20 protein-coding genes and 2 tRNA genes are annotated in these 23,371 nt (G+C 71.7%); 17 read left to right on the top strand and 5 right to left on the bottom strand.

The genetic code is table 11. The annotated features are described in order from the left end of the window. The first annotated feature begins 17 nt into the window (after nucleotides 1–17). The 5 genes from proB (at nucleotide 18) to ACGFYP_RS12740 (ending at nucleotide 5,125) form a co-directional block, all read left to right on the top strand. Nucleotides 18–1,145, top strand: a complete 1,128-nt coding sequence (gene proB, locus ACGFYP_RS12760) for a glutamate 5-kinase (protein ID WP_361969024.1) — start codon at nucleotides 18–20, stop codon at nucleotides 1,143–1,145. Nucleotides 1,146–1,311: 166 nt separating this feature from the next. Beyond that, the gene (locus ACGFYP_RS12755; protein ID WP_393490681.1) at nucleotides 1,312–1,791 is read left to right on the top strand and encodes a hypothetical protein; all 480 of its coding nucleotides are present in this window, start codon (nucleotides 1,312–1,314) and stop codon (nucleotides 1,789–1,791) included. Nucleotides 1,792–1,922: 131 nt separating this feature from the next. After that, nucleotides 1,923–3,206, top strand: coding sequence for a glutamate-5-semialdehyde dehydrogenase (locus ACGFYP_RS12750; RefSeq protein ID WP_361969020.1), 1,284 nt, complete (start codon nucleotides 1,923–1,925; stop codon nucleotides 3,204–3,206). 114 nt (nucleotides 3,207–3,320) lie between these two features. After that, nucleotides 3,321–3,926 (top strand): hypothetical protein, encoded by a 606-nt coding sequence (locus tag ACGFYP_RS12745; RefSeq protein WP_393490675.1) that lies wholly within the window; start codon nucleotides 3,321–3,323, stop codon nucleotides 3,924–3,926. A 119-nt stretch (nucleotides 3,927–4,045) separates the two neighbouring features. Then, on the top strand, nucleotides 4,046–5,125 hold the full coding sequence (locus ACGFYP_RS12740; protein WP_393490671.1) for a hypothetical protein: 1,080 nt from the start codon (nucleotides 4,046–4,048) through the stop codon (nucleotides 5,123–5,125). Nucleotides 5,126–5,183: 58 nt separating this feature from the next. On the opposite strand, the gene ACGFYP_RS12735 is transcribed toward ACGFYP_RS12740, so the two are convergent. Next, nucleotides 5,184–6,317 carry a M48 family metalloprotease gene (locus tag ACGFYP_RS12735; protein ID WP_393490665.1) on the bottom strand — a complete coding sequence of 378 codons (1,134 nt, stop codon included), beginning with the start codon at nucleotides 6,315–6,317 and terminating at the stop codon, nucleotides 5,184–5,186. Nucleotides 6,318–6,543: 226 nt separating this feature from the next. On the opposite strand from ACGFYP_RS12735, the gene ACGFYP_RS12730 reads away from it, so the two are divergent. The 6 genes from ACGFYP_RS12730 (at nucleotide 6,544) to ACGFYP_RS12705 (ending at nucleotide 10,466) form a co-directional block, all read left to right on the top strand. Then, nucleotides 6,544–6,705, top strand: a complete 162-nt coding sequence (locus ACGFYP_RS12730; RefSeq protein WP_260226309.1) for a hypothetical protein — start codon at nucleotides 6,544–6,546, stop codon at nucleotides 6,703–6,705. 52 nt (nucleotides 6,706–6,757) lie between these two features. Then, nucleotides 6,758–7,378 carry a nicotinate-nucleotide adenylyltransferase gene (gene nadD / locus ACGFYP_RS12725; RefSeq protein ID WP_361970228.1) on the top strand — a complete coding sequence of 207 codons (621 nt, stop codon included), beginning with the start codon at nucleotides 6,758–6,760 and terminating at the stop codon, nucleotides 7,376–7,378. A gap of 19 nt (nucleotides 7,379–7,397) precedes the next feature. After that, the gene (locus ACGFYP_RS12720; protein WP_393490654.1) at nucleotides 7,398–9,137 is read left to right on the top strand and encodes a LytR C-terminal domain-containing protein; all 1,740 of its coding nucleotides are present in this window, start codon (nucleotides 7,398–7,400) and stop codon (nucleotides 9,135–9,137) included. A gap of 80 nt (nucleotides 9,138–9,217) precedes the next feature. Next, a complete protein-coding gene (gene rsfS, locus ACGFYP_RS12715) occupies nucleotides 9,218–9,658 on the top strand; it encodes a ribosome silencing factor (RefSeq protein WP_361970235.1) in 441 nt (146 codons plus the stop codon). Then, nucleotides 9,655–10,308 (top strand): histidine phosphatase family protein, encoded by a 654-nt coding sequence (locus ACGFYP_RS12710; RefSeq protein ID WP_393490958.1) that lies wholly within the window; start codon nucleotides 9,655–9,657, stop codon nucleotides 10,306–10,308. The genes rsfS and ACGFYP_RS12710 overlap by 4 nt, the downstream gene beginning before the upstream one ends. An 85-nt stretch (nucleotides 10,309–10,393) precedes the next feature. Beyond that, nucleotides 10,394–10,466, top strand: a tRNA-Ala gene (locus ACGFYP_RS12705). A gap of 69 nt (nucleotides 10,467–10,535) precedes the next feature. Here the strand turns inward: ACGFYP_RS12705 and ACGFYP_RS12700 are convergent. Next, the gene (locus ACGFYP_RS12700) at nucleotides 10,536–11,411 is read right to left on the bottom strand and encodes a helix-turn-helix transcriptional regulator (protein ID WP_393490650.1); all 876 of its coding nucleotides are present in this window, start codon (nucleotides 11,409–11,411) and stop codon (nucleotides 10,536–10,538) included. Between the two features lie 94 nt (nucleotides 11,412–11,505). Between ACGFYP_RS12700 and ACGFYP_RS12695 the strand changes: the two genes are divergently transcribed. Both ACGFYP_RS12695 and ACGFYP_RS12690 read left to right on the top strand, forming a co-directional pair. Next, nucleotides 11,506–12,939, top strand: coding sequence for an MFS transporter (locus ACGFYP_RS12695; protein ID WP_393490646.1), 1,434 nt, complete (start codon nucleotides 11,506–11,508; stop codon nucleotides 12,937–12,939). Between the two features lie 296 nt (nucleotides 12,940–13,235). Further along, nucleotides 13,236–13,469, top strand: coding sequence for a hypothetical protein (locus ACGFYP_RS12690; RefSeq protein ID WP_361970244.1), 234 nt, complete (start codon nucleotides 13,236–13,238; stop codon nucleotides 13,467–13,469). Here the strand turns inward: ACGFYP_RS12690 and ACGFYP_RS12685 are convergent. Beyond that, nucleotides 13,448–14,674 carry a glycosyltransferase 87 family protein gene (locus ACGFYP_RS12685; RefSeq protein ID WP_393490637.1) on the bottom strand — a complete coding sequence of 409 codons (1,227 nt, stop codon included), beginning with the start codon at nucleotides 14,672–14,674 and terminating at the stop codon, nucleotides 13,448–13,450. The two genes, ACGFYP_RS12690 and ACGFYP_RS12685, sit on opposite strands and share 22 nt — an antisense overlap. A gap of 120 nt (nucleotides 14,675–14,794) precedes the next feature. On the opposite strand from ACGFYP_RS12685, the gene ACGFYP_RS12680 reads away from it, so the two are divergent. Further along, nucleotides 14,795–14,867: transfer RNA gene (locus ACGFYP_RS12680), tRNA-Ala, on the top strand. Nucleotides 14,868–14,944: 77 nt separating this feature from the next. On the opposite strand, the gene ACGFYP_RS12675 is transcribed toward ACGFYP_RS12680, so the two are convergent. Together ACGFYP_RS12675 and ACGFYP_RS12670 are read right to left on the bottom strand one after the other, a co-directional pair. Then, the gene (locus ACGFYP_RS12675; RefSeq protein WP_393490632.1) at nucleotides 14,945–16,522 is read right to left on the bottom strand and encodes an NADH-ubiquinone oxidoreductase-F iron-sulfur binding region domain-containing protein; all 1,578 of its coding nucleotides are present in this window, start codon (nucleotides 16,520–16,522) and stop codon (nucleotides 14,945–14,947) included. Then, nucleotides 16,519–17,730, bottom strand: a complete 1,212-nt coding sequence (locus ACGFYP_RS12670) for a hypothetical protein (protein ID WP_393490628.1) — start codon at nucleotides 17,728–17,730, stop codon at nucleotides 16,519–16,521. The genes ACGFYP_RS12675 and ACGFYP_RS12670 overlap by 4 nt, the downstream gene beginning before the upstream one ends. Before the next feature lie 508 nt (nucleotides 17,731–18,238). Between ACGFYP_RS12670 and leuS the strand changes: the two genes are divergently transcribed. From leuS to ACGFYP_RS12655, 3 genes are all read left to right on the top strand, one after another. After that, nucleotides 18,239–21,130, top strand: a complete 2,892-nt coding sequence (gene leuS / locus ACGFYP_RS12665; RefSeq protein ID WP_393490623.1) for a leucine--tRNA ligase — start codon at nucleotides 18,239–18,241, stop codon at nucleotides 21,128–21,130. Nucleotides 21,131–21,315: 185 nt separating this feature from the next. Further along, nucleotides 21,316–22,125, top strand: a complete 810-nt coding sequence (locus ACGFYP_RS12660; RefSeq protein WP_393490618.1) for a hypothetical protein — start codon at nucleotides 21,316–21,318, stop codon at nucleotides 22,123–22,125. Between the two features lie 59 nt (nucleotides 22,126–22,184). Beyond that, entirely contained in the window at nucleotides 22,185–23,030 is an 846-nt protein-coding gene (locus tag ACGFYP_RS12655) for a DegV family protein (protein WP_393490613.1), read from the top strand. Nucleotides 23,031–23,371 lie beyond the last annotated feature (341 nt).

Here is a 23,371-nt window from a genome sequence, read left to right as displayed (position 1 = left end):
AGGTGGCGGCGGTACAGGTGACAGTGGCAAGGCAGTTCGTGACGGAAGCCCGCAGGATCGTCGTGAAGGTCGGCTCGTCCTCCCTCACCACCGCGTCCGGCGGCCTCGACGCCGACCGGGTCGACGCCCTCGTCGACGTCCTCGCCAAGGTCCGTAGCGGCGGCGAGAAGGAGATCGTGCTCGTCTCCTCCGGCGCCATCGCCGCCGGACTCGCCCCCCTCGGCCTCACCCGCCGCCCCAAGGACCTCGCCCGCCAGCAGGCGGCCGCCAGCGTCGGCCAGGGCCTCCTCGTCGCCCGCTACACGGCCTCCTTCGCCCGCTACGGCGTACGCGTCGGACAGGTGCTGCTCACCACCGACGACACCAGCCGCCGCGCCCACTACCGCAACGCCTACCGGACCCTCGACCAGCTCCTCGCCATGGGCGCCCTGCCGGTCGTCAACGAGAACGACACCGTCGCCACCGACGAGATCCGTTTCGGCGACAACGACCGGCTCGCCGCCCTCGTCGCCCATCTCGTCCGCGCCGACCTGCTCGTGCTGCTCTCGGACGTCGACGGGCTCTACGACGGCGACCCCTCCAAGCCCGGCACCTCGCGGATCGCCGAGGTGGCGGGCCCCGAGGACATCGCCCACGTCGAGATCGGCTCCGCCGGCAAGGCCGGGGTCGGCACCGGCGGCATGGTCACCAAGGTCGAGGCGGCCCGGATCGCCGCGGCCGCCGGCACCCCCGTCGTCCTCACCTCCGCCAGCCGCGCCGCCGACGCCCTGGCGGGCCGCGACACCGGTACGTACTTCCACCGCACCGGCCGCCGCTCCGCCGACCGGCTCCTCTGGCTCGCCCACGCCTCCACCCCGCAGGGCAGCCTCACCCTGGACGACGGCGCCGTACGGGCCGTGGTCGAGGGCAAGAAGTCGCTGCTCGCCGCCGGGATCGCCGCCGTCGAGGGGGAGTTCGTGGCGGGCGACCCGGTCGAACTGCGCGACACCGACGGCCGGGCCGTCGCCCGCGGGCTCGTCAACTTCGACGCCAAGGAGATTCCCCGGATGCTCGGCCGCTCCACCCCCGAGCTCGCCAGGGAGCTCGGCCCGGAGTACGAGCGGGAGGTCGTCCACCGCGACGATCTGGTGGTCGTCCGCGCCTGATCCGTCCCCTGGCGCGGGGCGTGTGGAGAAACGGCTGAAAGACCGGCCATCCGGTAGGGACCTTTACCAAAACCGCCCCACGTGCCGCCTCGGACTGGTCAACTTTGTCTCGGGGACAAGACAAGGGCGGGGTACAGCACCACACGCATCAAACAGGAGGCCGCCGGTGAGACGAGCGCGCCCAGGGGCACCGCCCCGCGGGGCAGCCGAACGCGCCCTGACCAGTGTCGAGGCCGGAGCCGACTTCGACGAGGGACAGGGCACCGAGACAGCTCAGGGACGCGGTGAGGAGCGGCCGGTGGTCGCCTCGAAGCTCTGGCACATCACCCTCAGCGTCTCGGGCGCCGAGGCCCCGCTGAAGGAGGTCAGGCGCGGCCTTGAGCAGCTGGCCCACGACCATCCCTTCCTGCTGACCAGTCGCTACGCCAATGATCACGCGGAGATCCGCTACTGGGAAGAGGCCCGTGACCTGCACGATGCCGCCGCGGTGGCCCTCCGGCTGTGGGGCGAGCACCGGCAGAGCGCCAAGCTGCCGCCGTGGGAGATCGTCGGCCTGGAGGTCATCGACCGCGAGACCTACCACCTCCGGATCGCCGAGGGCTACGGCCCGCCACCGGCCGCCCCGGTGGGGGTCCACCCGTACTGACGGGCGGTCCGGCCGCAGGGGCCGCACTGGAGTGGCTGACGCCCTGCGCGTGCACGGACGGGCGTCTCGGAGTGCGGGATATGAACGGCATACGTGAGGGATGTCCGCAGAGGTGCCAGTACCCTGCGGGCATGACCTCGCTCACGCCCCTCGACAACCTGTCCCCGGTCGCCCGGGCCGCCTACCGCGCCCGCGCCGCCGCCGCCGAAATCGCGCCACTTCCGCGCGCGGCCAAGGACGACGCCCTGCTGGCGATCGCGGACGCCCTCGAGGTCCGCAGCGCCGAGATCGTCGAGGCCAACGCCGAGGACATCGCCCGCGCCCGCGAGGCCGGCACCAGCGAGACCGTCATCGACCGGCTCACCCTCACCCCCGAGCGCGTCCGCGCCATCGCCGCCGACGTCCGCGACGTGGCCGCCCTGCCGGACCCCGTCGGCGAGGTCGTCCGCGGCTCGACCCTTCCCAACGGCATCGACCTGCGCCAGGTCCGCGTCCCCCTCGGCGTCGTCGGCATCATCTACGAGGCCCGGCCGAACGTGACCGTCGACGCGGCCGCCCTCTGCCTCAAGTCCGGCAACGCCGTCCTGCTGCGCGGCTCGTCCTCCGCGTACTCCTCCAACACCGCCCTGGTGAAGGTCCTGCGGGACGCCGTCGGCGGCGCCGGCCTGCCCGCCGACGCCATCCAGCTCGTCCCCGGCGAGTCCCGCGACTCGGTACGGGAGCTGATGCGCGCCCGCGGCCTGGTCGACGTCCTCATCCCGCGCGGCGGCGCCTCCCTGATCCGTACGGTCGTCGAGGAGTCCACCGTCCCCGTCATCGAGACCGGCACCGGGAACTGCCACGTCTACGTGGACGCCCAGGCCGACCTCGACATGGCCGTCGACATCCTGATCAACTCCAAGGCCCAGCGGCCCAGCGTCTGCAACTCCGCCGAGACGCTCCTGGTCCACCAGGACATCGCGGAGGCCTTCCTGCCCCGCGCCCTCGCCGCCCTGGCCGACGCAGGCGTCACCGTCCACGCCGACGAGCGGATCCTCGCCCACGCCGAGGGCTCCAAGGCCACCGTCGTCCCGGCGACCCCCGAGGACTGGGAGACCGAGTACCTCTCCTACGACATCGCCGCCGCCGTCGTGGACTCCCTCGACAAGGCCGTCGAGCACATCCGGCTCTGGTCCTCCGGCCACACCGAGGCGATCGTCACCACCTCACAGGCCGCCGCCCGCCGCTTCACCCAGCTGGTCGACTCCACGACGGTCGCCGTCAACGCGTCCACCCGTTTCACCGACGGAGGCCAGTTCGGCTTCGGCGCCGAGATCGGCATCTCGACCCAGAAACTGCACGCCCGGGGGCCGATGGGCCTGCCCGAGCTGACCTCGACGAAGTACATCGTCACCGGCGACGGCCACACCCGGTGACCCCGGTTTCCCCCGTTCGGCCCCGCTCCCACGGGGCCACGGGGGGGCCGGACGGGCAGGGATGGTTCGCACTCTCCCTGCCCAAATCCCCCTCCCAGGTCTACTCTGAAAAGCGTGCCGGACGACGTGGGGGGCGGGCCGTTCCAGGACGGCCGGGACCCTGAGAACTCGGACGACCGCGGGGGCGCGAAGGACGACTTCGCCACCGTGGTGTTCAACGAGGACTTCGTACGGGCCGCCGAGGTCCATGAGCCGACCGCCGTGGAACGCCTCCTTGCGGCCGCACAGGCGCGCGCCGAGGCCGAGGCCGCCCGCGCCAGAGCCGGCGGGCGACCGGGCGACGACGACGCCTACGAGGACGGCTACGACCCCTCCGACCCCTTCGGCGGCCTCTACGGCGACGCGTGGGACCCGGACGACCCCCACGGCGATTCCGGCCCGTACGGCCCCCACGGAGGCGCCCTGCGCCCCTACCGTGGCGCCGCCCGCTGGCACCGTCCTGTCGCCTGGGTGCTCGCCCTGGTGATGGGCGTCGGCATGGTCGCCCTCGCCTTCACCGCGGTCTACCGGGGCGCCTCCGCCACCCGCCAGGACCAGGTCCCCGCCCCGGCCACCACCGGCATCGACAAGCCGGGCGGGAACCCTCCGGCGGTCACCGCGCCCTCGGCCTCCGCCGAGTACTCCGCACCCCCCGTCCCCGCCGTTCCCCGCACGCCCTGAAGCCCCGCGGGCACAGGGCCCGGTAACCGCCTCGTCTTGCGTGCCGTGCGTCGGAAATCTTCGGAACTTGTCGTGTACCTGGGCGTTTACCGAGGCCGCGTCCGACCTACTCTGAAGGTATGGCAGGGCGTGGCGACCCGCCTGAGGGGCCGGCTCCCGACCCCGGCGGTGGTGAGGACGAGTACCGATCCGTCGTCTTCGACGAGTCGTTCGTCCGGGCTGCCCGGCTTCAGGAGTTCTCGGCGGAAGAGCGGATGGGCGAGCCCTCCCACGCCGTACGCTCCCGCCCCACCTGGGAGGCCAGAAGCGGCTCCCGCCAAGCCGTCCTGCTGGTGCTGCTGGTGCTCCTGGCCTTCGGCACGGCCATCTATCTCGGCGTCCGCAACCCCTACCAGCCCCCCGTCGACCAGCGGGCCGAACCGCTGCGGGTCACGATGGTCCCGCTCGCCCCGCAGGGCCCGGTCCCGGGCGGTCAGCCGACCCAGCTGTTCGCCCACAGCCCCGCCGCCGAGTACCGAACGGGCGCCGCCGGCATCAACCTCCCGGTCGCCGGACGCACCACCCACTTCTCGGAGAGCCAGGTGGTGACGGCCCTGTCCATCGCCAAGGACTACCTCGTGGCCTCCTCCCTGGAGCCCGACGTGCTGGCGGGGGTGACGGTCCGCCCCGCCCGTCTGCTGCTCGACCCCGACCAGCTCGCGCAGTTCGACCGGAGCGTCGAGTCCTCGCTCGACGACGGCCGCCACGCCGAGGCCGGCTGGCTGGTGCGCTTCGACCCGGCGAAGGTCGCCCTGGCCGACCCCACCGTCCGCGTCCAGGGCACCCTCCGCTTCGCGGAGACGGCCGCCGACATGCTGGAGGTCACCACGGACCACACCTTCACCTACGCGCTGCGCCCGGCGGTCGCCGGCGCCGGGCCCGTGGCCGCCGCCTCCCTCTTCACCGTCCATCGCGCGATGCACTTCCGCTTCGACCGCGAGGACCTCCGGATGCACCGCGTGGAGCTGCTGGCCAGCACCGTCCAGGCCGGTCCGCAGGCCTGCGGACCGGACGCCGGTGGAGCCCTCCGCCCGCTGCTCGCGGGCGAACGCACCTCCGACTCGGGCGGCCCGGCCGTCACCGACCCGTACGCCACGGGCCGGCCCGCCGTCTCCTCGCTCTGCGGGACCCTCGCCCCGCGCGCCCAGCCCTCGGTCTGATCGCCGTCAGCCCTCGGTCCGACCGACCGACGTCAGCCCTCGGCCCGACCGACCGACGTCAGCCCTCGGTCCGACCGCCGCTGTCTCTGCCGCCCTCGTTGCCGGCGTCGCCCTTCTCGGCGCCGCCCGTGCCGTCGTCGCCGCGCGGGGCCCCGCCGCCGAACCGGCTGCGCAGCTTCCCGCCCAGGTCGCCCGCCAGGTCGCCCGCGCCACCGGCGATGTCGCCGACCAGCTTCATCAGCGGGTCCTTGCTGGTGCGCACCGACTCGGCGTAGTGCCCGGCCGATTCCCGGAAGGAGTCGGTCACCGAGGCGTCCTTGTCCTCCGTGCGCCGCGGGTAGTGCCCGTCCATGATCCGCTGGTAGTCCCGGGTCTCGGACCACTTCTTCAGCTCGGCCGCCCGGACGGTGGTGAAGGGGTGCGTGCGCGGGAGCACGTTGATGATCTTCAGGACGGAGTCGCGCAGGTCGCCGCCCTTCTCGTACTCGTCGGCCTGGGCGAGGAACGCGTCCACGTTCATCTCGTGGAGATGGTTGCCACCGGCGATCTTCATCAGACCGCGCATCGACGCCTGCAGGTCCTGGCCGACCAGGAGGCCCGCCCGGTCCGCCGACAACTCGGACTTGCGGAACCACTCCCGCAGCGCCGTCACGATCGCCATGATCGCCACGTTCCCGAGCGGGATCCAGGCGACCTTGACCGCCAGGCTGGTGAGGAACAGCAGGATCGTGCGGTACACGGAGTGACCGGAGAGGGCGTGGCCCACCTCGTGGCCGACGACCGCCCGCATCTCCTCCTCGTCGAGCAGCTCCACGAGGCCGGTGGTGACCACGATGATCGGCTCGTCCAGGCCGATGCACATCGCGTTCGGCTTCGGGTCCTGCGTGACGTACATCGGCGGGACCTTCTCCAGGTCCAGGATGTAACACGCATCCCTCAACATGTCGTTGAGGTGGGAGAACTGGGCGTCGCTCACCCGCACGGAGTCGGAGAGGAAGAGCAGTCGCAGGCTGCGCTCGGGCAGCAGCCCGCTGAGCGCCTTGAAGACCGTGTCGAAGCCGGTGAGCTTGCGCAGGGCGACAAGCGCCGAGCGGTCCGCCGGGTGCTCGTAGGCGCGCGAGGAGATGTCGGGGAAGCGCTTGCGCTGCCTGCTCGGCACGTTCCCGTGGTCGTTGTCGGTCTTCTCAGTCATGGATGCCCCCTGTTCGTACGAGACCTTGCTCGTCCCCCTGACGCATCCCAGCCTAGGTGCTGGGGTCCCGGAGCGCCGGAGCCTGTGGATAACTCGGGCGCGGGGGCAACGACGGGGTACGACAGCCCGGTCAACGACTGAGTCGGCGTGAGCGTGCCCGGACGGCCCGCATACGATGTGCGCGAAGTCATCCGCTCCCATCCCCGATCGATAGGTCCTGCCGAAGATGAGCCTCCACAGCACCGCCGCGAACCTGGTCATGCTCGCCGAGGGCGCCGAGCACGGCGGCAACCACGACAGCCTCAACCCCTACCTCACCGGTTTCGGCGCACTCGGCGCGCTGCTCCTGCTGCTGTGGATCACCACCCGCTTCAACCGCGACCGCTGAGCCGGCGACCGGATCGAAGGCGCCCGCAGCCGTGCCAGTAGGCTCTGCACGCATGGGAGAGCAGGAAGTGCCTACTGGCGGCCGCGGCAAGCGCCGCCTGGGCGTGATGGGCGGAACGTTCGACCCGATCCACCACGGACACCTGGTGGCCGCCAGTGAGGTGGCCGCCCTGTTCCACCTCGACGAGGTGGTGTTCGTGCCGACCGGGGAGCCGTGGCAGAAGAGCCACAAGGCGGTCTCGCCTGCCGAGGACCGTTACCTGATGACGGTCATCGCCACGGCGTCCAACCCGCAGTTCTCGGTCAGCCGTATCGAGATCGACCGGGGCGGGCCGACGTACACCATCGACACCCTGCGGGACCTGCGCTCCCTCAACGGCGACTCGGACCTCTTCTTCATCACGGGTGCCGACGCGCTGTCGCAGATCCTCACGTGGCGCGACGCCGAGGAGCTCTTCTCGCTCGCCCACTTCATCGGCGTCACCCGGCCGGGCCACGACCTGACGGACGACGGCCTGCCCAAGGGGGGCGTCTCGCTCGTCGAGGTTCCCGCCCTCGCCATCTCCTCCACCGACTGCCGGGTGAGGGTCGCGCAGGGCGATCCGGTCTGGTATTTGGTCCCGGACGGTGTGGTGCGCTACATCGACAAGCGCCAGTTGTACCGCGGCGAGTGAGCCTCGGAGAGGGGCACCGGTGAACGATCAGAACCCGTACGACCCGTACTACCCGCAGCCGCAGATCATCGGCTACGACGAGTACGGGCAGCCGGTGTACCAGCAGGTCCCACCGCAGGCGCAACAGCCGTACGACGCCTACGACCCGTACGGCCAGCAGCAGCCACACACCCAGCAGCCCGTCCAGCAACAGGGTCAGGCGCAGGGTCAGGCGCAGGGCCAGCAGCAGGGGTACGGCTACGACGCCTACGGGCAGCCCGTCCAGCCCCAGCAGCCCCGGACGGCCCCCCAGCAGCAGCCGCAGTACGACCCGTACGGGCAGCCGCAGCAGCAGGGCTACGGCTACTCCTCGTACGACACCGGCCAGCAGTGGGCCGTCCAGGCCGAGACGGCTCCGGCCGCCGCGCCCAGGCCCGCGCCCGCTCCGGCCGCCCCGGTGGCCGCGCCGCCCGGTGTGCCGGGCCAGCGCCCCGCGCCGGAGGGCGGCGGCGAGCGCGACTACCGCACCGAGCAGTTCTCGTTCATCGAGGAGCCCGACGAGGACTCCGAAGACGTCATCGACTGGCTGAAGTTCACCGAGAGCCGCTCCGAGCGGCGCGAGGAGGCCAGGCGGCGCGGCCGCAACCGGGTCGTCGCCCTGATCGTCGTCCTCGCCCTCGCCGCCGTCGGCGGGGTCGGCTACCTCTGGTCCGCGGGCAAGCTCCCCGGCATGTCCGGCGAGGAGCAGAAGCAGAACACCGCGACCGGCCCGCAGAAGCGCGACACGATCGTCGTCCACCTCCACGACATCAAGAGCGGCAACACCTCCACCGCCCTCCTCGTCGACAACACCACGACAGGACAGGGCACCACCGTCCTGCTCCCCAACAGCCTCTCGGTGTCCAACTCGGAGGGCTCCACGACCACCCTCGCCAAATCCGTCGAGGACGACGGATCCAGCGGCACGCGCGAGGCGGTCGGCAACCTCCTCGGCACGAAGATCACAGGCACCTGGCGCCTGGACACCCCGTTCCTGGAGAACCTGGTCGAGCTGGTCAGCAACATCGACCTCACCACCGACGCCACCGTGCCCAGCGACAAGAAGGGCGAGGACCCGCTCGTCACCAAGGGCGAGAACCAGACGCTCAACGGACGCGCCGCCGTCGCCTACGCCACCTACCGCGCGCCCGGCGAGGCCGAGGCCAAGCAGCTCCAGCGCTTCGGCCAGGTCCTCTACAGCGTGCTGCGGAAGATGTCCGACGACCCCAAGGCCAACGCGGACACCATCGCGACGCTGGTCATGATCCTGGACCCGTCGCTGCCGGAGAAGGACCTCGGCGCCTCGCTCGCCGGACTGGCCAAGCACGCCAAGGGCGGCGACTACAAGACGGCCCTGCTCCCGGTGGAGCAGGACGGCTCGCTCAGCGAGGCCGCGTCCGACAGCGTGGTCAAGGACATCCTCGGCGGCAAGGTCAGCGCCCCCGAGCAGGGCGCGGCGGTTCGTGTCTCGGTCAAGGACGCCACCGGCAAGGACGCCACCGAGCCCGCCAGGGTCGTCCTGGTCAACGGAGGGTTCTCCTTCGTGGGCGGCGCCGAGGCGGCCACCCAGGAGACGTCACAGGTCCTGTACGGCGACGACGCCCAGAAGGCGACCGCCGCCGAGGTCGCCAAGACGCTCGGTCTCCCGGACGGCTCGGTGAAGAAGGGCAAGCCTGCCGGAAACGCCGATGTCACGGTGGTTCTGGGCCAGGACTACAAGATCCCCGGGAGCAAGAAGTGACCCGTTCGTAATCGTTTGCGGGGCGGTCGGCGGTACGTGAGACCCTTGATGTGTCTCTGACCGCCGACGAAAGCCTGCTTGTGACCGCCACGGATCGTTCCATCGAGCTCGTCAACGCCGCCGCCCAGGCGGCGGCCGACCGGCTCGCGCACGACATCATCGCGTACGACGTCAGCGATGTGCTGTCGATCACCGACGCCTTCCTGCTCGCCTCCGCGCCCAACGACCGCCAGGTCAAGTCGATCGTCGACGAGATCGAGGAGCGGCTCAACAAGGAGCTCGGCGCCAAGCCGGTCCGCCGCGAGGGCGACCGCGACGCCCGCTGGATCCTCCTGGACTACGTCGACATCGTCGTCCACGTCCAGCACAGCGAGGAGCGGGTCTTCTACGCCCTGGAGCGGCTGTGGAAGGACTGCCCCGAGCTGCCTCTTCCCGAGGACGCCCTGAAGACCCGCGGCAAGGCCGCCGAGCACGCCGCCCTGACCGGTGTCGGCGAGGAGACGGACGGTGAGCTGAGCTGAGCACCACCAAGGGCGGCAGTGGCCGCCGCATCGTCCTGTGGCGGCACGGTCAGACCTCGTGGAACCTGGAGCGCCGCTTCCAGGGCTCCACGGACATCGAGCTGACCGAGACCGGCGTCGCCCAGGCGCGCCGGTCCGCCCGGCTGCTCGCCTCGCTCAAGCCGGACGCGATCATCGCCTCCGACCTGAAGCGGGCGGCGGCCACCGCGGCCGAGCTGTCCGCGATCACCGGTCACCTCGTCACGCACGACTCCGCCCTGCGTGAGACGTACGCGGGGGAGTGGCAGGGGCTGACCCACGACGAGATCGTCGCGCGCTACGGCGACCAGTACGCCGCCTGGAAGCGCGGCGAGCCCGTGCGCCGGGGCGGCGGCGAGCTGGAGACCGAGGTCGCCGACCGGGCCGCACCGCTGGTCCTGGAGTACGCCGACAAGCTGCCCGAGAACGGCACGCTCGTCGTCGTCAGCCACGGCGGCACCATCCGCACCACCATCGGCCGGCTCCTCGGCCTGGAGGCGCACCACTGGGAGAGCCTCGGCGGGCTCACCAACTGCTGCTGGTCCGTCCTCGGCGAGGGCGCCCGAGGCTGGCGGCTCCTGGAGCACAACGCCGGCACGCTGCCCGAACCGGTCCTCGGCGACGACGACTGAGCGGCCCGCCCACCCGGATTTCACTTTCCGGCAGGTCACAAGCTAAAGTTCTTCTTGTTCGCGGCGCGGAGCGCGAAGAACACGAGGGGCTATAGCTCAGTTGGTAGAGCGCCTGCATGGCATGCAGGAGGTCAGGAGTTCAATTCTCCTTAGCTCCACAGTCACCGAATCCCGTCCCCACCAGGGGGCGGGATTCGTCGTTTCCCCCTCCCCGTCCTGCGGCGCCGTCACGTCCAGGTGTCCACCCCCTCGGCGCGCAGCACCTCGATCGCCCTCCTGCTCTCCTCGTCGTTCGGGGTGTAGGCCACGATCCGGCACTCCGGCATCCCGTTGATGGAGAGCGACACCGACGTCATCCGCAGCTCTCCGACGGCGTCATGACGGAAGGTCTTGACCTGGCTGCCGGGCGGGACCACGTCGCCGCTCCGCCACAGCCGGGCGAACTCAGGGCTCGCCTCCGCGAGCCGGCGGACGAACGACTCCCAGGCCGGCTCGCCCACGTGCCGGCCGTACGCGCCGCGCATCTGGGCCACCATCAGCGGAAGCTCGCGCCGCTTGTCGACGAGCGGACAGCGGTGGTCGTCGAGGGTGAAGAGCGTCCACAGCACGTTGCGGACGTCGGCCGGGGTGGTCTCCGGCGCGGCGAACAGCAGCCGGTACGTCGAGTTGGTCGCGAGCACGTCGTAACGGCTGTTGTAGACGACCGCCGGATGCGGGACCAGGGCGTCCAGGATGCCCTGGATCTCCGGACTGACCACGTCCACGTCCTCGCTGCCGTGGTCGGGCGCGAACGGCACCTCCGCGAGGTGGTACAGATGCTCGCGCTCGGGCCGGTCGAGCCGGAGGACTCGGGCCACCGCGTCGAGCACCTGGGCGGAGGCGTTGATCGGACGGCCCTGTTCCAGCCAGGTGTACCAGGTGACGCCGACGCCGGAGAGCTGGGCGACCTCCTCGCGGCGCAGCCCCGGCGTGCGGCGGCGTAAGCCGGGTGGCATCCCCACGTCCTCCGGAGTCACCCGGGCCCGGCGGCTGCGGAGGAACGCGGCCAGTTCGTGTCTGCGGCGCTGCTGTGCCGGTGCTGCCAAGATCGTCACACCCCCCATGGTCGAGTCCCCGTACCGCCGTTGCCAGGTGGTGTCAGTACCAGCATCAGCGGGCTCTCGTTACCCGTATCGGATCCTCGTCACGCTGGCTGCCATGACGACGACCACAACACGTCCCGTACTCAGTAAAGACGGTGGCACCGACAACCGGCCCGGGCTGCTGCTCGCGGTGGTGCTCGCCGCGCAGTTCATGGCGCTGCTCGACGCCTTCATCGTCAACGTCGCCGCCCCCACCATCCGTACCGAACTCTCCGCCTCAGGAGCGGGACTTCAGCTCGTCGTCGCCGGATACACCATCGCCTACGCGGTCCTGCTGATCACCGGCGCGCGGCTCGGCGACCGCCTCGGCCACCGCCGGACGTACCTCGGCGGACTCGCCGTCTTCACCGCCGCCTCGCTCGCCTGCGGACTGGCGGCGGACACGGGCCAGTTGGTCGCGTTCCGGCTCGTCCAGGGCGCGGGGGCGGCCCTGATGATCCCGCAGGTGCTCAGCCTCATCCAGCGCACCTTCACGGGGGAGGGCCGCGTCCGCGCCCTCGGGGCGTACTCCGCGGTGCTCGCCACGGGCGCGGCCGCCGGCCAGGTCGCCGGCGGTGTCCTCGTCAGCGCGGATCTCCTCGGCAGCGGCTGGCGGCCGGTCTTCCTCGTCAACGTGCCCATCGGACTGGCCCTGCTGGCTCTCGGCGCCCGCGTCCTGCCGCGCGACGCGCGCACCGAACCCGAACGCTCCCGCCCCCTCGACCTGCCCGGCCTGGTCCTCCTGGCGGCCGCCGTCTCGCTCCTGACCGTCCCGCTGGTCCTCGGGCAGGAGGAGGACTGGCCGCTGTGGTCCTGGATCTCGCTCGCGGCCTCCGTCGCGGTGTTCGTGGCCTTCGGCGCGTACGAGTCGCGGCTCGCCCGCCGTGGTGGCGCCCCGCTCATCGCCCCGCGCGTCCTGCGGATCCCCGGCATCGGACGGGCCGCGTTCCGGATCGGCGTGGCGATGGCCGTCAACGCCGGGTTCCTGTTCACCCTCACCCTGCACCTGCAGGGAGGGCTCGGGTACAGCGCCCTGCGCGCGGGGCTCACGTTCGCACCGGCAGCCGTCGTGTTCGGCGTGATCGGCCTCACCTGGCGGCGCTGGCCGGCCCGCGCCCAGCGCTTCCTGATCCCGGGAGGATTCTTCACCGCGGCAGTGGCCGCCCTGGCCATGGGCGGTCTCCTCAGGGGCGGCGACACGGGCGGCTGGGCGCTCTACCCGGCCCTCGCCGCCATGGGCGGAGGGCTCGCGCTTGCCTTCAGCCCCGCCCTGACCGGTGCGCTGGCCGCCGTACGGCCCGAGGACGCCGCCGACGCCAGTGGTCTGCTCGCCACCGTCACCCAGCTCGGCCAGCTGATCGGTGTGGCCGCCTTCGGCACGCTCTTCCTCGGCCGGCTGCACGCGCCGGGGGCGTATGCCTCCGCCGACGCGCTGTGGGCATGCGCCCTCGCCCTGGCCGTCGCTTCGATCTTGGGCGCGTCGACCGGCCTCGTACGCCGAGCTCGCTGACCCCCTTGCGGGGCCATGGCAGAATCGGACGGCCGGAGGGGAACGAGGGTCCGGGCGGGAGGGAGTGCGCGTTGGCCGTGAGCGGTGCCGAGGATGCCGAGGCCCATGCCGTCACCGAGCCCGTCGAGTCCGCAGAACCTTTCGAGGTCCCTGCCGTGGCGTCCGCCGCGGCCGAAGGGACCGGAGTTCTGCTCGACTGCCCCTCGTGCGGTTCCGCCCAGGTGGCCCAAATGCTCGGTGACAACGGCGGAGTGTCCTATGTGTGCACGTCCTGCGGCCACAGCTGGAGCTGAGTGATGGGTGCACACAGGCGGAAATGCGACTGGTGCGGCAGTGGTACGCCCATCGTCCGTGACATGGACCCGGTCAACATCGAGTACCAGTACTGGTGCGAGGAGTGCGCGCGGGCGCTGATCATAAAAGGCGACCCCATCGAGACGTACCGCGAGCTCGAAGGGGAGCCGATCTACGGTCGGCTCCTCGACGAACACTGCACCCTCAAGCGGTTCTACTCCTTCGCCACGGCCTGACGCGGGCGCGTGAGCGCGTAGCCCGCGAACAGCGCCAGCACGGTCAGCGGATAGACCGCCGAGAGCAGCATCTGACCGGCGTTCTGATCGAGTTCGGGGCGACCCGGGTCGTGCGGAACCCACCAGAGCGCGAACGAGGCGAAGACGAGCGCCACCGCCCAGACCGTCCAGGCAGGCCGTATCCGCTCGCGGCGGTCCACCAGCAGGACCAGCAGCGGCACGCACCACACCCAGTGGTGGGACCACGAGATCGGGCTGATCATCAGCGCCGTGACCGCGCAGACGACCACGGCGAGCGCCTTGTCCCCGCGCAGCGCGGCCCGGACCGCGAGCACCATCGCCGCGCCTCCGAGCAGGGCGGCGACCACCGCCCACAGCAGACCGGGGTCGTCGGTGTGCATCAGCCGGGCCAGCACCCCACGCAGCGACTGGTTGGCGGTCTCCTCGGCGAAGCCGACCCGACCCGTCTCGAAGAGCGTGTGCGTCCAGAAGCGCTTGGAGTCGTACGGCAGGGCCAGCGCGCCGACGAGGGTCGCCCCGAGGAACACCCCCGTCGCCGTGGCGGCCGTGCGCAGCCAGGCGTTCCAGCGCTTCTCGCGGCGCCACTGGAGCAGTCCGGCGGCCAGCAGGAGGACGACGAAGAGCCCCGGTGTGAGCTTCACCGCAGTCGCCAGACCGATGCCCAGGCCCGCCCAGCGGCTGCCCTCGCGGCGTGTGAAGTCCCACAGCACCGCCACCGCGATGAGCAGGTTGATCTGCCCGTACCGCAGCGTCGTCCACACCGGCTCGCACCAGACGACGACCGCCGCCACCCAGAGCGTGGTGCGCCACAGCCGCTCGCCGGTGAGCGACGGGCGGACCAGCCGCAGCGAGAGCTGGACCAGCGCGACCACGAGGAGCAGGTTCCCGGCCGTGGCCAGCGTGCGCATCAGCGGAACGTCGACGAACGTCAGCGGGACGAACATCAGCCCCGCGATGGGCGGGTAGGTCATGGCGAGGTTCGCCGAGGTGGCGCGCATCGCGTAGAGGTCGCCGCCGGCCCGGACCGTCTCTCCCTCCGCCCGGTAGACCATCACGTCGAGCATGTTCACGTGGGCGAGCCGCTGCGCCACCCAGAAGGCGACGAACGAGACGAGACAGACCGCCACGGCGGTGGCGAGGGGCCACTGGCGGGCGCGGGTTCGGGCGAGGACGGTCACGGTCACAGAGGGGGACCCTACCCGCCGAGGTCGAACGCCCAGGGAAACGATTTGGTGATCCCCCGGGGGGCCGGTTAATGTTCTGTCTGTCGCCGCGGGGGAAACCCGGAACGGGGCGGACAGCGAGGGGCTATAGCTCAGTTGGTAGAGCGCCTGCATGGCATGCAGGAGGTCAGGAGTTCAATTCTCCTTAGCTCCACAATCAACGAAGAAGCGGGCCATCCGAATCGGATGGCCCGCTTCTTCGTGTTCGGCGGCTCCCGGGGAGCCGGGGTGTCAACCCCGGCCGCTGCCCAGTGCCTTACGGCCTGCGCCGGGCGGCAGCGCCGGCCGCTCCTGGGGCGCAGGCTCGATCCGGAGCGCCAGCGCGGGACAGCGGCCCACGGCCCGCTGCGCCCGCCCGCGCAGATGCGTCGGTACGGAGGCGTCGGCGAGCGCCGGATAGCCGTCCGGGCCCAGCCGGATCAGCTCCGGCACGATGTCCGCGCACAGTCCGTGCCCCTGGCAGAGCGTCCAGTCCACGGCCAGCTTCTCGCCGGTCGGAATGGACTCCTCCGCGTCCTGCTGGCCGGGGCCGGGGAGCGGCAGCACGCCGACGGTCGGGCGTCCGCAGCCACCGCCGAGGACATGGGCGGCCAGATCGTCGGTGAAGGCCGAGACCGTCGAGGCGAGGAAGCGGGCCGAACCGTCCGGGTGCTTGCACGCGCCCCTGCCCTTGACCGCCTGGGTGACCGCCCGCAGCGCTTCCAGCGCGGCCGGGCCGCCTCCGTTCAGTACGTCGGAGAGACCGCCGGCCGCCGCGGGGAGCCCGAGCCGGCACGGCCCGCACTGGCCTGCGGTCTCCGCCGCCAGCCAGTTCGCGACCCGCAGCGACTCCCCGAGCGGGCAGGTCTCCGGTCCGATCGGCAGGATCGCCCCGGCCCCGAGCGCTCCGCCGACGGCCGCCAGGGACGCACGTGAGACCACCGCGTCGTCGACCGAGACCGAGTCGATCCAGTTGCCGTGGTAGCCGCCCGTGAGGACGCCCTGGAGCAGCGGCGGGGCGCCCGCCAGCTGAAGCACGTACCGCAGCGGGACACCCGTCGGAACCTCGACGACCATGGGGCGCGCGACCGCGCCGGACAGCGTCAGCAGGACCGTGCCGGGTTCCGAGTCCAGACCGGTGTGGCGGTAGCGGCGCGGACCGATCCGGGCCGCCACGGCCAGCTGGGCGAAGGTCTCGGCGTTGGACAGCAGCGTCGGCGCACCGCCCACCCCCGACTCCGCAGCGCGCTCCCGACGGCCGGGCGGCAGGGCGGGGCCGCCGCCCGCCGCGCGGATCACCGCCGAGGCCTCCCCGGAGACCATCCGCTCGGGAGTACGGACGACACGCGCGCGTAGAGCCTGTCCACGCCGGTCGGAGAGGCCCCGCTCGGCGAGCGCGGCCCTGACGGAGATCTCCGTGGAGTTACGGGTCACGGCCACGATCAGCGTCCGGGCGCCGAGGGCCTCCGCCGCGAGCAGCGCGCCGTCCAGGATCAGGTGCGGGGCGCGGTTGAGCAGCACGGTGTCCTTGCGGCAGGCGGGCTCGCCCTCGCTGCCGTTGATCACGACCACCGGGCGCACCCCACGGCGGATCGCCGCCTGGCCGACCGCCCTGAGCTTGCGGCCGAAGGGAAAACCGGCGCCACCGCGCCCGTGGAGGGACATGTCGTCCGCGAGCTGGGCCAGCTGCTCGCCGCTCAGCGGGTCGAGCGGACCGTGCACCTTCAGGTGCATCTCCAGGCCGAGCCGCTCGACCAGGTCGAACCCCTGGGTGAGCTGGGGCAGGCCGACCACCCGGACCTCGGGGACGTCGGGGAGCGGTGCGTTCACGTGCGGTCTCCTGTGGGCGCGGTCCAGGGCTCACCCGCGGGGGGCGGGGTGGCGTACGTCGGCGCCGGGGGAGGGGTCGCGTACGTCGGCATCGGGGGTGGGGTGCCGTATGTCGGCATCGGGGGTGGGCTGGAGTACGTGGGCATCGGGGGTGGGGTGCGGTACGTGGGCGCCGGGGGCGGAGCGGCGTACGTGGGCACCGGGGGCGAGGGAGCGGGCCAGAAGCCGGGGCGGACGGGCGGGTCGGGGACGACGGGTATCTCCTCGGTGAGGGGAACGCGCTCGGCGAGCGGGGCGCGGCCGCCATCGGCGGCGTACGGAACGGGCTCGGACACGGACGGGGCGGGCTCCGAGGCGTACGGGGCGGGCTCCGAGGCGTACGGGGGCGTCTCGGGTGCGTACGGAACGGGCTCGGGCGCGGCGCGGGACACCGCGCGGTAGGCGGCCGAGAAGCCCGCCGGGACGCCGGGGGCGGGCCGGTCGAGCCACTCGGCGGACAGGGTGGGGGGTTCGTCGGGGACGGACGCGGCGGCCGTGCTCTCGGCGCTTTCGGTGCTCTCGGCCCCGTCGTCCGGCTCCGGAGGCCGGGTCCTGCCCTCCAGGGACGCCAGGAGGTCGGCGAACCGGTCCGCGAGCGCCCGCTGGGTGGGGGCGGGCAGCAGCCGGAGCGAGACGGCCGTCGCGACCGCGGTCAGGGCCAGGCAGTACATGACGAGGACCCAGGTGGCGGCGGGCCGTCCGGCGTACAGACCGTGAACCAGGGCGAGGCACCAGGCCGGGTACGCCAGCATGTGCAGCGGGCGCCAGCGGGCGGCGAAGCGGCTCCGGCCCGCCAGGGTGCTGCGCAGGGCTCCTGTGGCGGCCGTGACGACCATGAGGAGCCCGGCGAGCGAGCCGAAGCCGATGAGCGCCGAGGTCCCGGTGACTCCGAGGCCGAAGGGGATCAGCGCGCCGACCGGCTCGACATGGCCGAGGGCGACCTTCACGGTGCCGTGCAACAGCAGGAAGCCGAGCGAGGCGACCGCGGTGGCGCGATGGATCCCCTGGGCGAGCAGCCGGTGCCGGGTGGAGAGCAGCAGCCGGTCGGTCGCGATCAGGCCCCACGCGACCGACGCGGTGAGGGACACCAACGACAGCACGCCGCTGGTGAAGTCGAGGGCGGCCCGGAATCCGTCACTGCCGCCGAGGACGAGCAGGGGAATGATCACCAGCGCCGCGATCGAAATCCCGCGCTGAACCGGCCGGCTCAAACCGGTTCGCAGGACGGGGGAGGAACGGATCTTGCGATGAGGGTTCATGGGTGCGACTCCGAATGGTGCGGATAAGCGGTCCCGTTGCGGCATGCTAAGTCGCTCCATACCGACCGGTAGGTGGTTTGCTCGTTTACGCGGCACGAGACGGAGAACTGACTTTGGGGTTGCCCCGGATAGGGGCGATACGCGGAGTAACCCGGGCGCCTCGGGCGCCGTCGACCGCCGCCGACCGTCGGGTGGCCGCCGGGTGGAACGTCGGTGCGGCCCGTGCGGGCCCTGCGGTACCCTGACGCCATGCGTGCCGTACGCCTTCTGCTTAGCGAGCCGCGCTGATCAGTCCCGACGGATGAAAGATCCGGTCGGAATCGGCGCGGCGTCCCCTCCTGTGCGAGGGGATTTTTCATTTCGTGGCAGTGCAGTTCGCGGGCAGTGGGCAGAGACGATCGATGGAGCTTCAAGGATCATGAGCGAGATGAATTCGGCTGCCGAGACGGCGGCCCCGCATCGTTATACGGCGACCATGGCCGCCGACATCGAGGCACGCTGGCAGGACTTCTGGGACGCCGAGGGAACCTACGAGGCCCCGAACCCGACCGGTGACCTGGCGGGGGACGCGGCGGTCGTCGCCCGCCCCAAGAAGTTCATCATGGACATGTTCCCGTACCCCTCGGGTGCGGGCCTGCACGTCGGTCACCCGCTGGGCTACATCGCCACCGATGTCTTCGCCCGCCACCAGCGCATGACCGGCCACAACGTGCTGCACACCCTGGGCTTCGACGCCTTCGGCCTGCCGGCCGAGCAGTACGCCGTGCAGACGGGTACGCACCCGCGCGTGTCCACCGAGGCCAACATGGAGAACATGAGGGTCCAGCTGCGCCGGCTGGGCCTGGGCCACGACAAGCGCCGCTCGTTCGCCACGATCGACCCGGACTACTACAAGTGGACCCAGTGGATCTTCCTGCAGATCTTCAACTCCTGGTACGACGACGAGGCCAAGAAGGCCCGTCCGATCGCGGAGCTGGTCGAGCAGTTCGAGAACGGCACCCGTGAGGTCCCCGCGGCCGGCCGTGAGGCATCCGGCTCCACGCGCGCGTGGAGCGAGCTGACCGCCGCCGAGCGCTCCGACGTGCTGGGCGCGTACCGCCTGGCCTACGCCTCCGACGCGCCGGTCAACTGGTGTCCCGGCCTGGGCACCGTCCTGGCCAACGAGGAGGTCACCGCCGACGGCCGTTCCGAGCGCGGCAACTTCCCCGTCTTCAAGGCCAAGCTGCGCCAGTGGAACATGCGCATCACCGCCTACGCGGACCGGCTGCTGGACGACCTGGACGCGCTGGACTGGCCCGAGGCCATCAAGCTGCAGCAGCGCAACTGGATCGGCCGCTCCGAGGGCGCCCGCGTCGACTTCCAGGTCGGCGACGCCGGTGCGATCACCGTCTTCACCACCCGCCAGGACACCCTGTTCGGCGCCACCTACATGGTCCTGGCCCCCGAGCACGACCTGGTCGAGAAGATCGTCCCGGACGCGTGGCCGGCCGGCACCCACGATGTGTGGACGGGCGGCCACGCCACCCCGACCGACGCCGTCGCCGCCTACCGCAAGCAGGCCGCCTCGAAGTCCGACGTCGAGCGCCAGGCCGAGGCCAAGGACAAGACCGGTGTCTTCACCGGCGCGTACGCCACCAACCCGGTCAGCGGCGAGCAGGTCCCTGTCTTCATCGCCGACTACGTCCTGATGGGCTACGGCACCGGCGCGATCATGGCCGTCCCCGCCCACGACACCCGTGACTTCGCCTTCGCGCGCGCCTTCGAGCTGCCGATGCGCTGCGTCGTGGAGCCGAGCGACGAGCGCGGCACCGACCCGTCCACCTGGGACGACGCCTTCGCCTCGTACGAGGCGAAGCTGGTCAACTCGGCGAACGACGAGATCTCCCTGGACGGTCTGGGCGTCGTCGAGGCCAAGGCGAAGATCACCGCCTGGCTGGCCGACCGCGGCATCGGCGAGGGCACCGTCAACTTCCGCCTGCGCGACTGGCTGTTCAGCCGCCAGCGCTACTGGGGCGAGCCCTTCCCGATCGTCTACGACGAGGACGGCATCGCGCACTCGCTGCCCGAGTCGATGCTGCCGCTGGAGCTGCCCGAGGTCGACGACTACTCGCCGCGCACCTTCGACCCGGACGACGCCGACACCCGGCCCGAGACGCCGCTGTCCCGCAACGAGGACTGGGTCAACGTCACCCTGGACCTGGGCGACGGGCCGAAGAAGTACCGCCGCGAGACCAACACCATGCCCAACTGGGCCGGTTCCTGCTGGTACGAGCTGCGCTACCTGGACCCGAACAACTCCGAGAAGCTGGTCGATCCGGCGGTCGAGCAGTACTGGATGGGCCCGCGCGAGGGCATGCCCACCGGTGGCGTCGACCTGTACGTCGGCGGTGCCGAGCACGCCGTACTGCACCTGCTGTACGCACGGTTCTGGTCCAAGGTGCTGTTCGACCTGGGTCACGTCTCCTCCGCCGAGCCGTTCCACAAGCTGTACAACCAGGGCATGATCCAGGCCTTCGTCTACCGGGACGCGCGCGGCATCGCCGTGCCGGCCGCCGAGGTCGAGGAGCGCGACGGCGGCTACTGGTACCAGGGCGAGAAGGTCAGCCGCGTCCTGGGCAAGATGGGCAAGTCCCTGAAGAACGCCGTCACGCCGGACGAGATCTGCACCGAGTTCGGCGCCGACACCCTGCGCCTGTACGAGATGGCGATGGGCCCGCTGGACGTCTCCCGCCCCTGGGACACGCGCGCGGTGGTCGGCCAGTACCGGCTGCTGCAGCGGCTGTGGCGCAACATCGTCGACGAGTCGACCGGCGAGGCGACGGTCGTCGACACCGAGCCTGATGAGGACACGCTGCGCGCCCTGCACAAGGCGATCGACGGTGTCTCGCAGGACATGGCGGCCATGCGCTTCAACACCGCCATCGCCAAGGTCACCGAGCTGAACAACCACCTGACCAAGGTGGGCGGCCCGGTCTCCCGCTCGGTCGCCGAGCGGCTGGTGCTGCTGGTCGCCCCGCTGGCCCCGCACATCGCCGAGGAGCTGTGGCGCAAGCTGGGCCACACCGAGTCGGTCGTCCACCAGGACTTCCCGGTCGCGGACCCGGCGTACGTCGTCGACGAGACCGTGACCTGCGTCGTGCAGATCAAGGGCAAGGTCAAGGCCCGCCTGGAGGTCTCCCCGGCGATCACGGACGCGGAGCTGGAGGCGCTGGCCCTGGGCGACGCGCACGTGGTCGCGGCGCTGGGCGACGCGCAGATCCGCAAGGTGATCGTGCGGGCGCCGAAGCTGGTCAACATCGTCGCCGGATAGTTTCGGCAGCTGATCGCCGCAGCCGCTTGCTCCAGCTGATACCCGCAGCTGGTCCCGGCAGCCAGGCATGGGGGGTTTCCCCTACGGGCAGGTTGGGGGTTCCGTTGGAACCTCTGGCCTGCCCGTTCCGTTTACCGTGGAAGAACGACAGCCGAGGGAATTCGACCCACGCCGGAGGGGCGGACATGGAAGCCGCGATTGTGATCATGGCTCTGCTCTTCTTCGCCTTCGTGGCGCTGGGGGTCTATGCCACCGTGAAGGCGGTCAAGGCCGCCAAGCGGGGCGTCGACCGCACGATCCACCAGGCTCGACGCACCGTCGAGGACACCACGCTGCGCGCCAAGAGCTACGGACAGGGCGGGGTGGGCGGTGAACTGGCCCAGCTGCGGCTCTCCCTGCGGACGTCGATGCGCGCGACACAGGACGCCCTGCAGGCGGGCGTGGCCGAGGACGCCTCGCTGAAGGAGTCCCTCGAGCTCTTCCAGCGGCTCAGCGCCCATGGCCGCGAGTTGGACGAGGACCTCAAGCGGCTGGAGCGCGAGCCCGACCGGGCGAGGGTGGCCGGACAGCTCAAGGGCCTGCGGGAGCGTACGGAGCGGATCACGCACTCGGCCGACTCGCTGCGCTGGGCGGCCAGGGACCGGGCGCAGAAGTTCGCGGAGGACGACCTGTCCTCGCTGAGCGCCCAGATCGACCTGGAGGCGGGCGCGCTGCGCCACTGGTCGGGATCGACCGCCCAGGACCCCGCCTCGGACGACTTCTCCTGGCCCGACGCGGGCGCCCCGGCGCCGGACGCCGAGCGGGAACAGGTCTGGCCCGCGGAGACGGACGCACGGGCCGACGGAAGCGGTGGCGCGGACGGCGACGTGAAGGCCGGGCCCCGGCCGGACGGGGAGGCCCCGGACCGGCAGGCGCCGCAGGCCATCACGGCGCGCGACCCGCGTCTGACCACCTACCCGTGGGAGAAGACCGCGCGGCCCGAGACCACGAACTGACGTCGTGGAACGCGGGGCCGGGCTGCCGTGAGGCGGCCCCGGCGGGTAACCTCCCGCTCATGTCCCGGCATGTCGCGATCGTCACCGATTCCACGGCCTACCTGCCATCCCAGACGATGGAGCGGCACGGCATCACCGCGGTTCCCCTCACCGTCGTCATCGGCGACAGAGCGCTCGAAGAGGGGACCGAGATCTCGGCCCGCTCGCTGGCCCAGGCGCTGCAGAAGCGCCGGCCCGTGACCACCTCGCGGCCGAGCCCCGGCGTCTTCGCGGAGACGTACCGCGCGGCGGCCGAGGCCGGCGCGACGGGCATCGTCTCGCTCCACCTCTCCGGCGAGTTGTCCGGTACGTACGACGCCGCCGTCGTGGCGGCCAAGGACGCTCCCGTACCGGTCCGGGTGGTCGACACTCGCATGGTGGCCATGGCGCTCGGCTTCTGCGCGCTGGCGGCGGCGGACGTCGCGGACGCCGGCGGCTCGATCGACGAGGCCGTCGCCGCCGCCGAGAAGCGGGCCGCCGGGATCTCCGCCTTCTTCTACGTCGACACGCTGGACTATCTCCGACGGGGAGGCCGGATCGGCGCCGCGCAGGCGCTGCTCGGTTCGGCGCTCGCTGTGAAACCGCTGCTGCAGCTCGACGGAGGCCGGATCGAGCTGCGCGAGAAGGTACGGACGGCGTCCAAGGCGATCGCCCGCCTGGAGGAGATCGCGGTGGAACGGGCGGGCGCCGGACCGGTCGACATCGCCGTGCACCACCTCTCCGCGCCCGAGCGGGCCGCCGTGCTCGCCGACCGGCTGCGGGAACGGGTGCCGGGAGTGGAGGAGTTGCACGTCAGCGAGGTGGGCGCGGTGATCGGGGCGCACACGGGACCCGGACTCCTCGCCGTCGTCGTGTCGCCGCGCTGAGGCGTCCGTCACTCGAGTGAGTGACGGACTTATCCACAACTGGGCGCCTGTCCCCGGAAATTGATGCGTCTCAGCTGATTCGGACGGATGTGCCTACCGTCCTTTCCATGGCTCTTCGCACACATCTCGCAACCCGTCCCTCTTCCGTACGTCACGCCCCCTCGGTGAGGAGGGCGGGCGCGTCCAGCGGCCCGGGGCGCGCGCCCGGATCGGACGGGCGCACCCGCGTCCGAGGCCGGGGTTCGCCTCCCGCGCGAGCTCGGGGGCGGGTACGGGGAAGGCACGCGGTATCCGCTGACGGCGCGGCCGTACGACGCCGGGGCGAGGCGCTCTTTCCCACC

It is taken from the genome of Streptomyces sp. NPDC048370 (genome assembly GCF_043200825.1).
Lineage (GTDB): Bacteria > Actinomycetota > Actinomycetes > Streptomycetales > Streptomycetaceae > Streptomyces.
The sequence above is the reverse complement of the archived record's forward strand: the minus strand, read 5'-3'. Positions and strand labels throughout refer to the sequence as shown.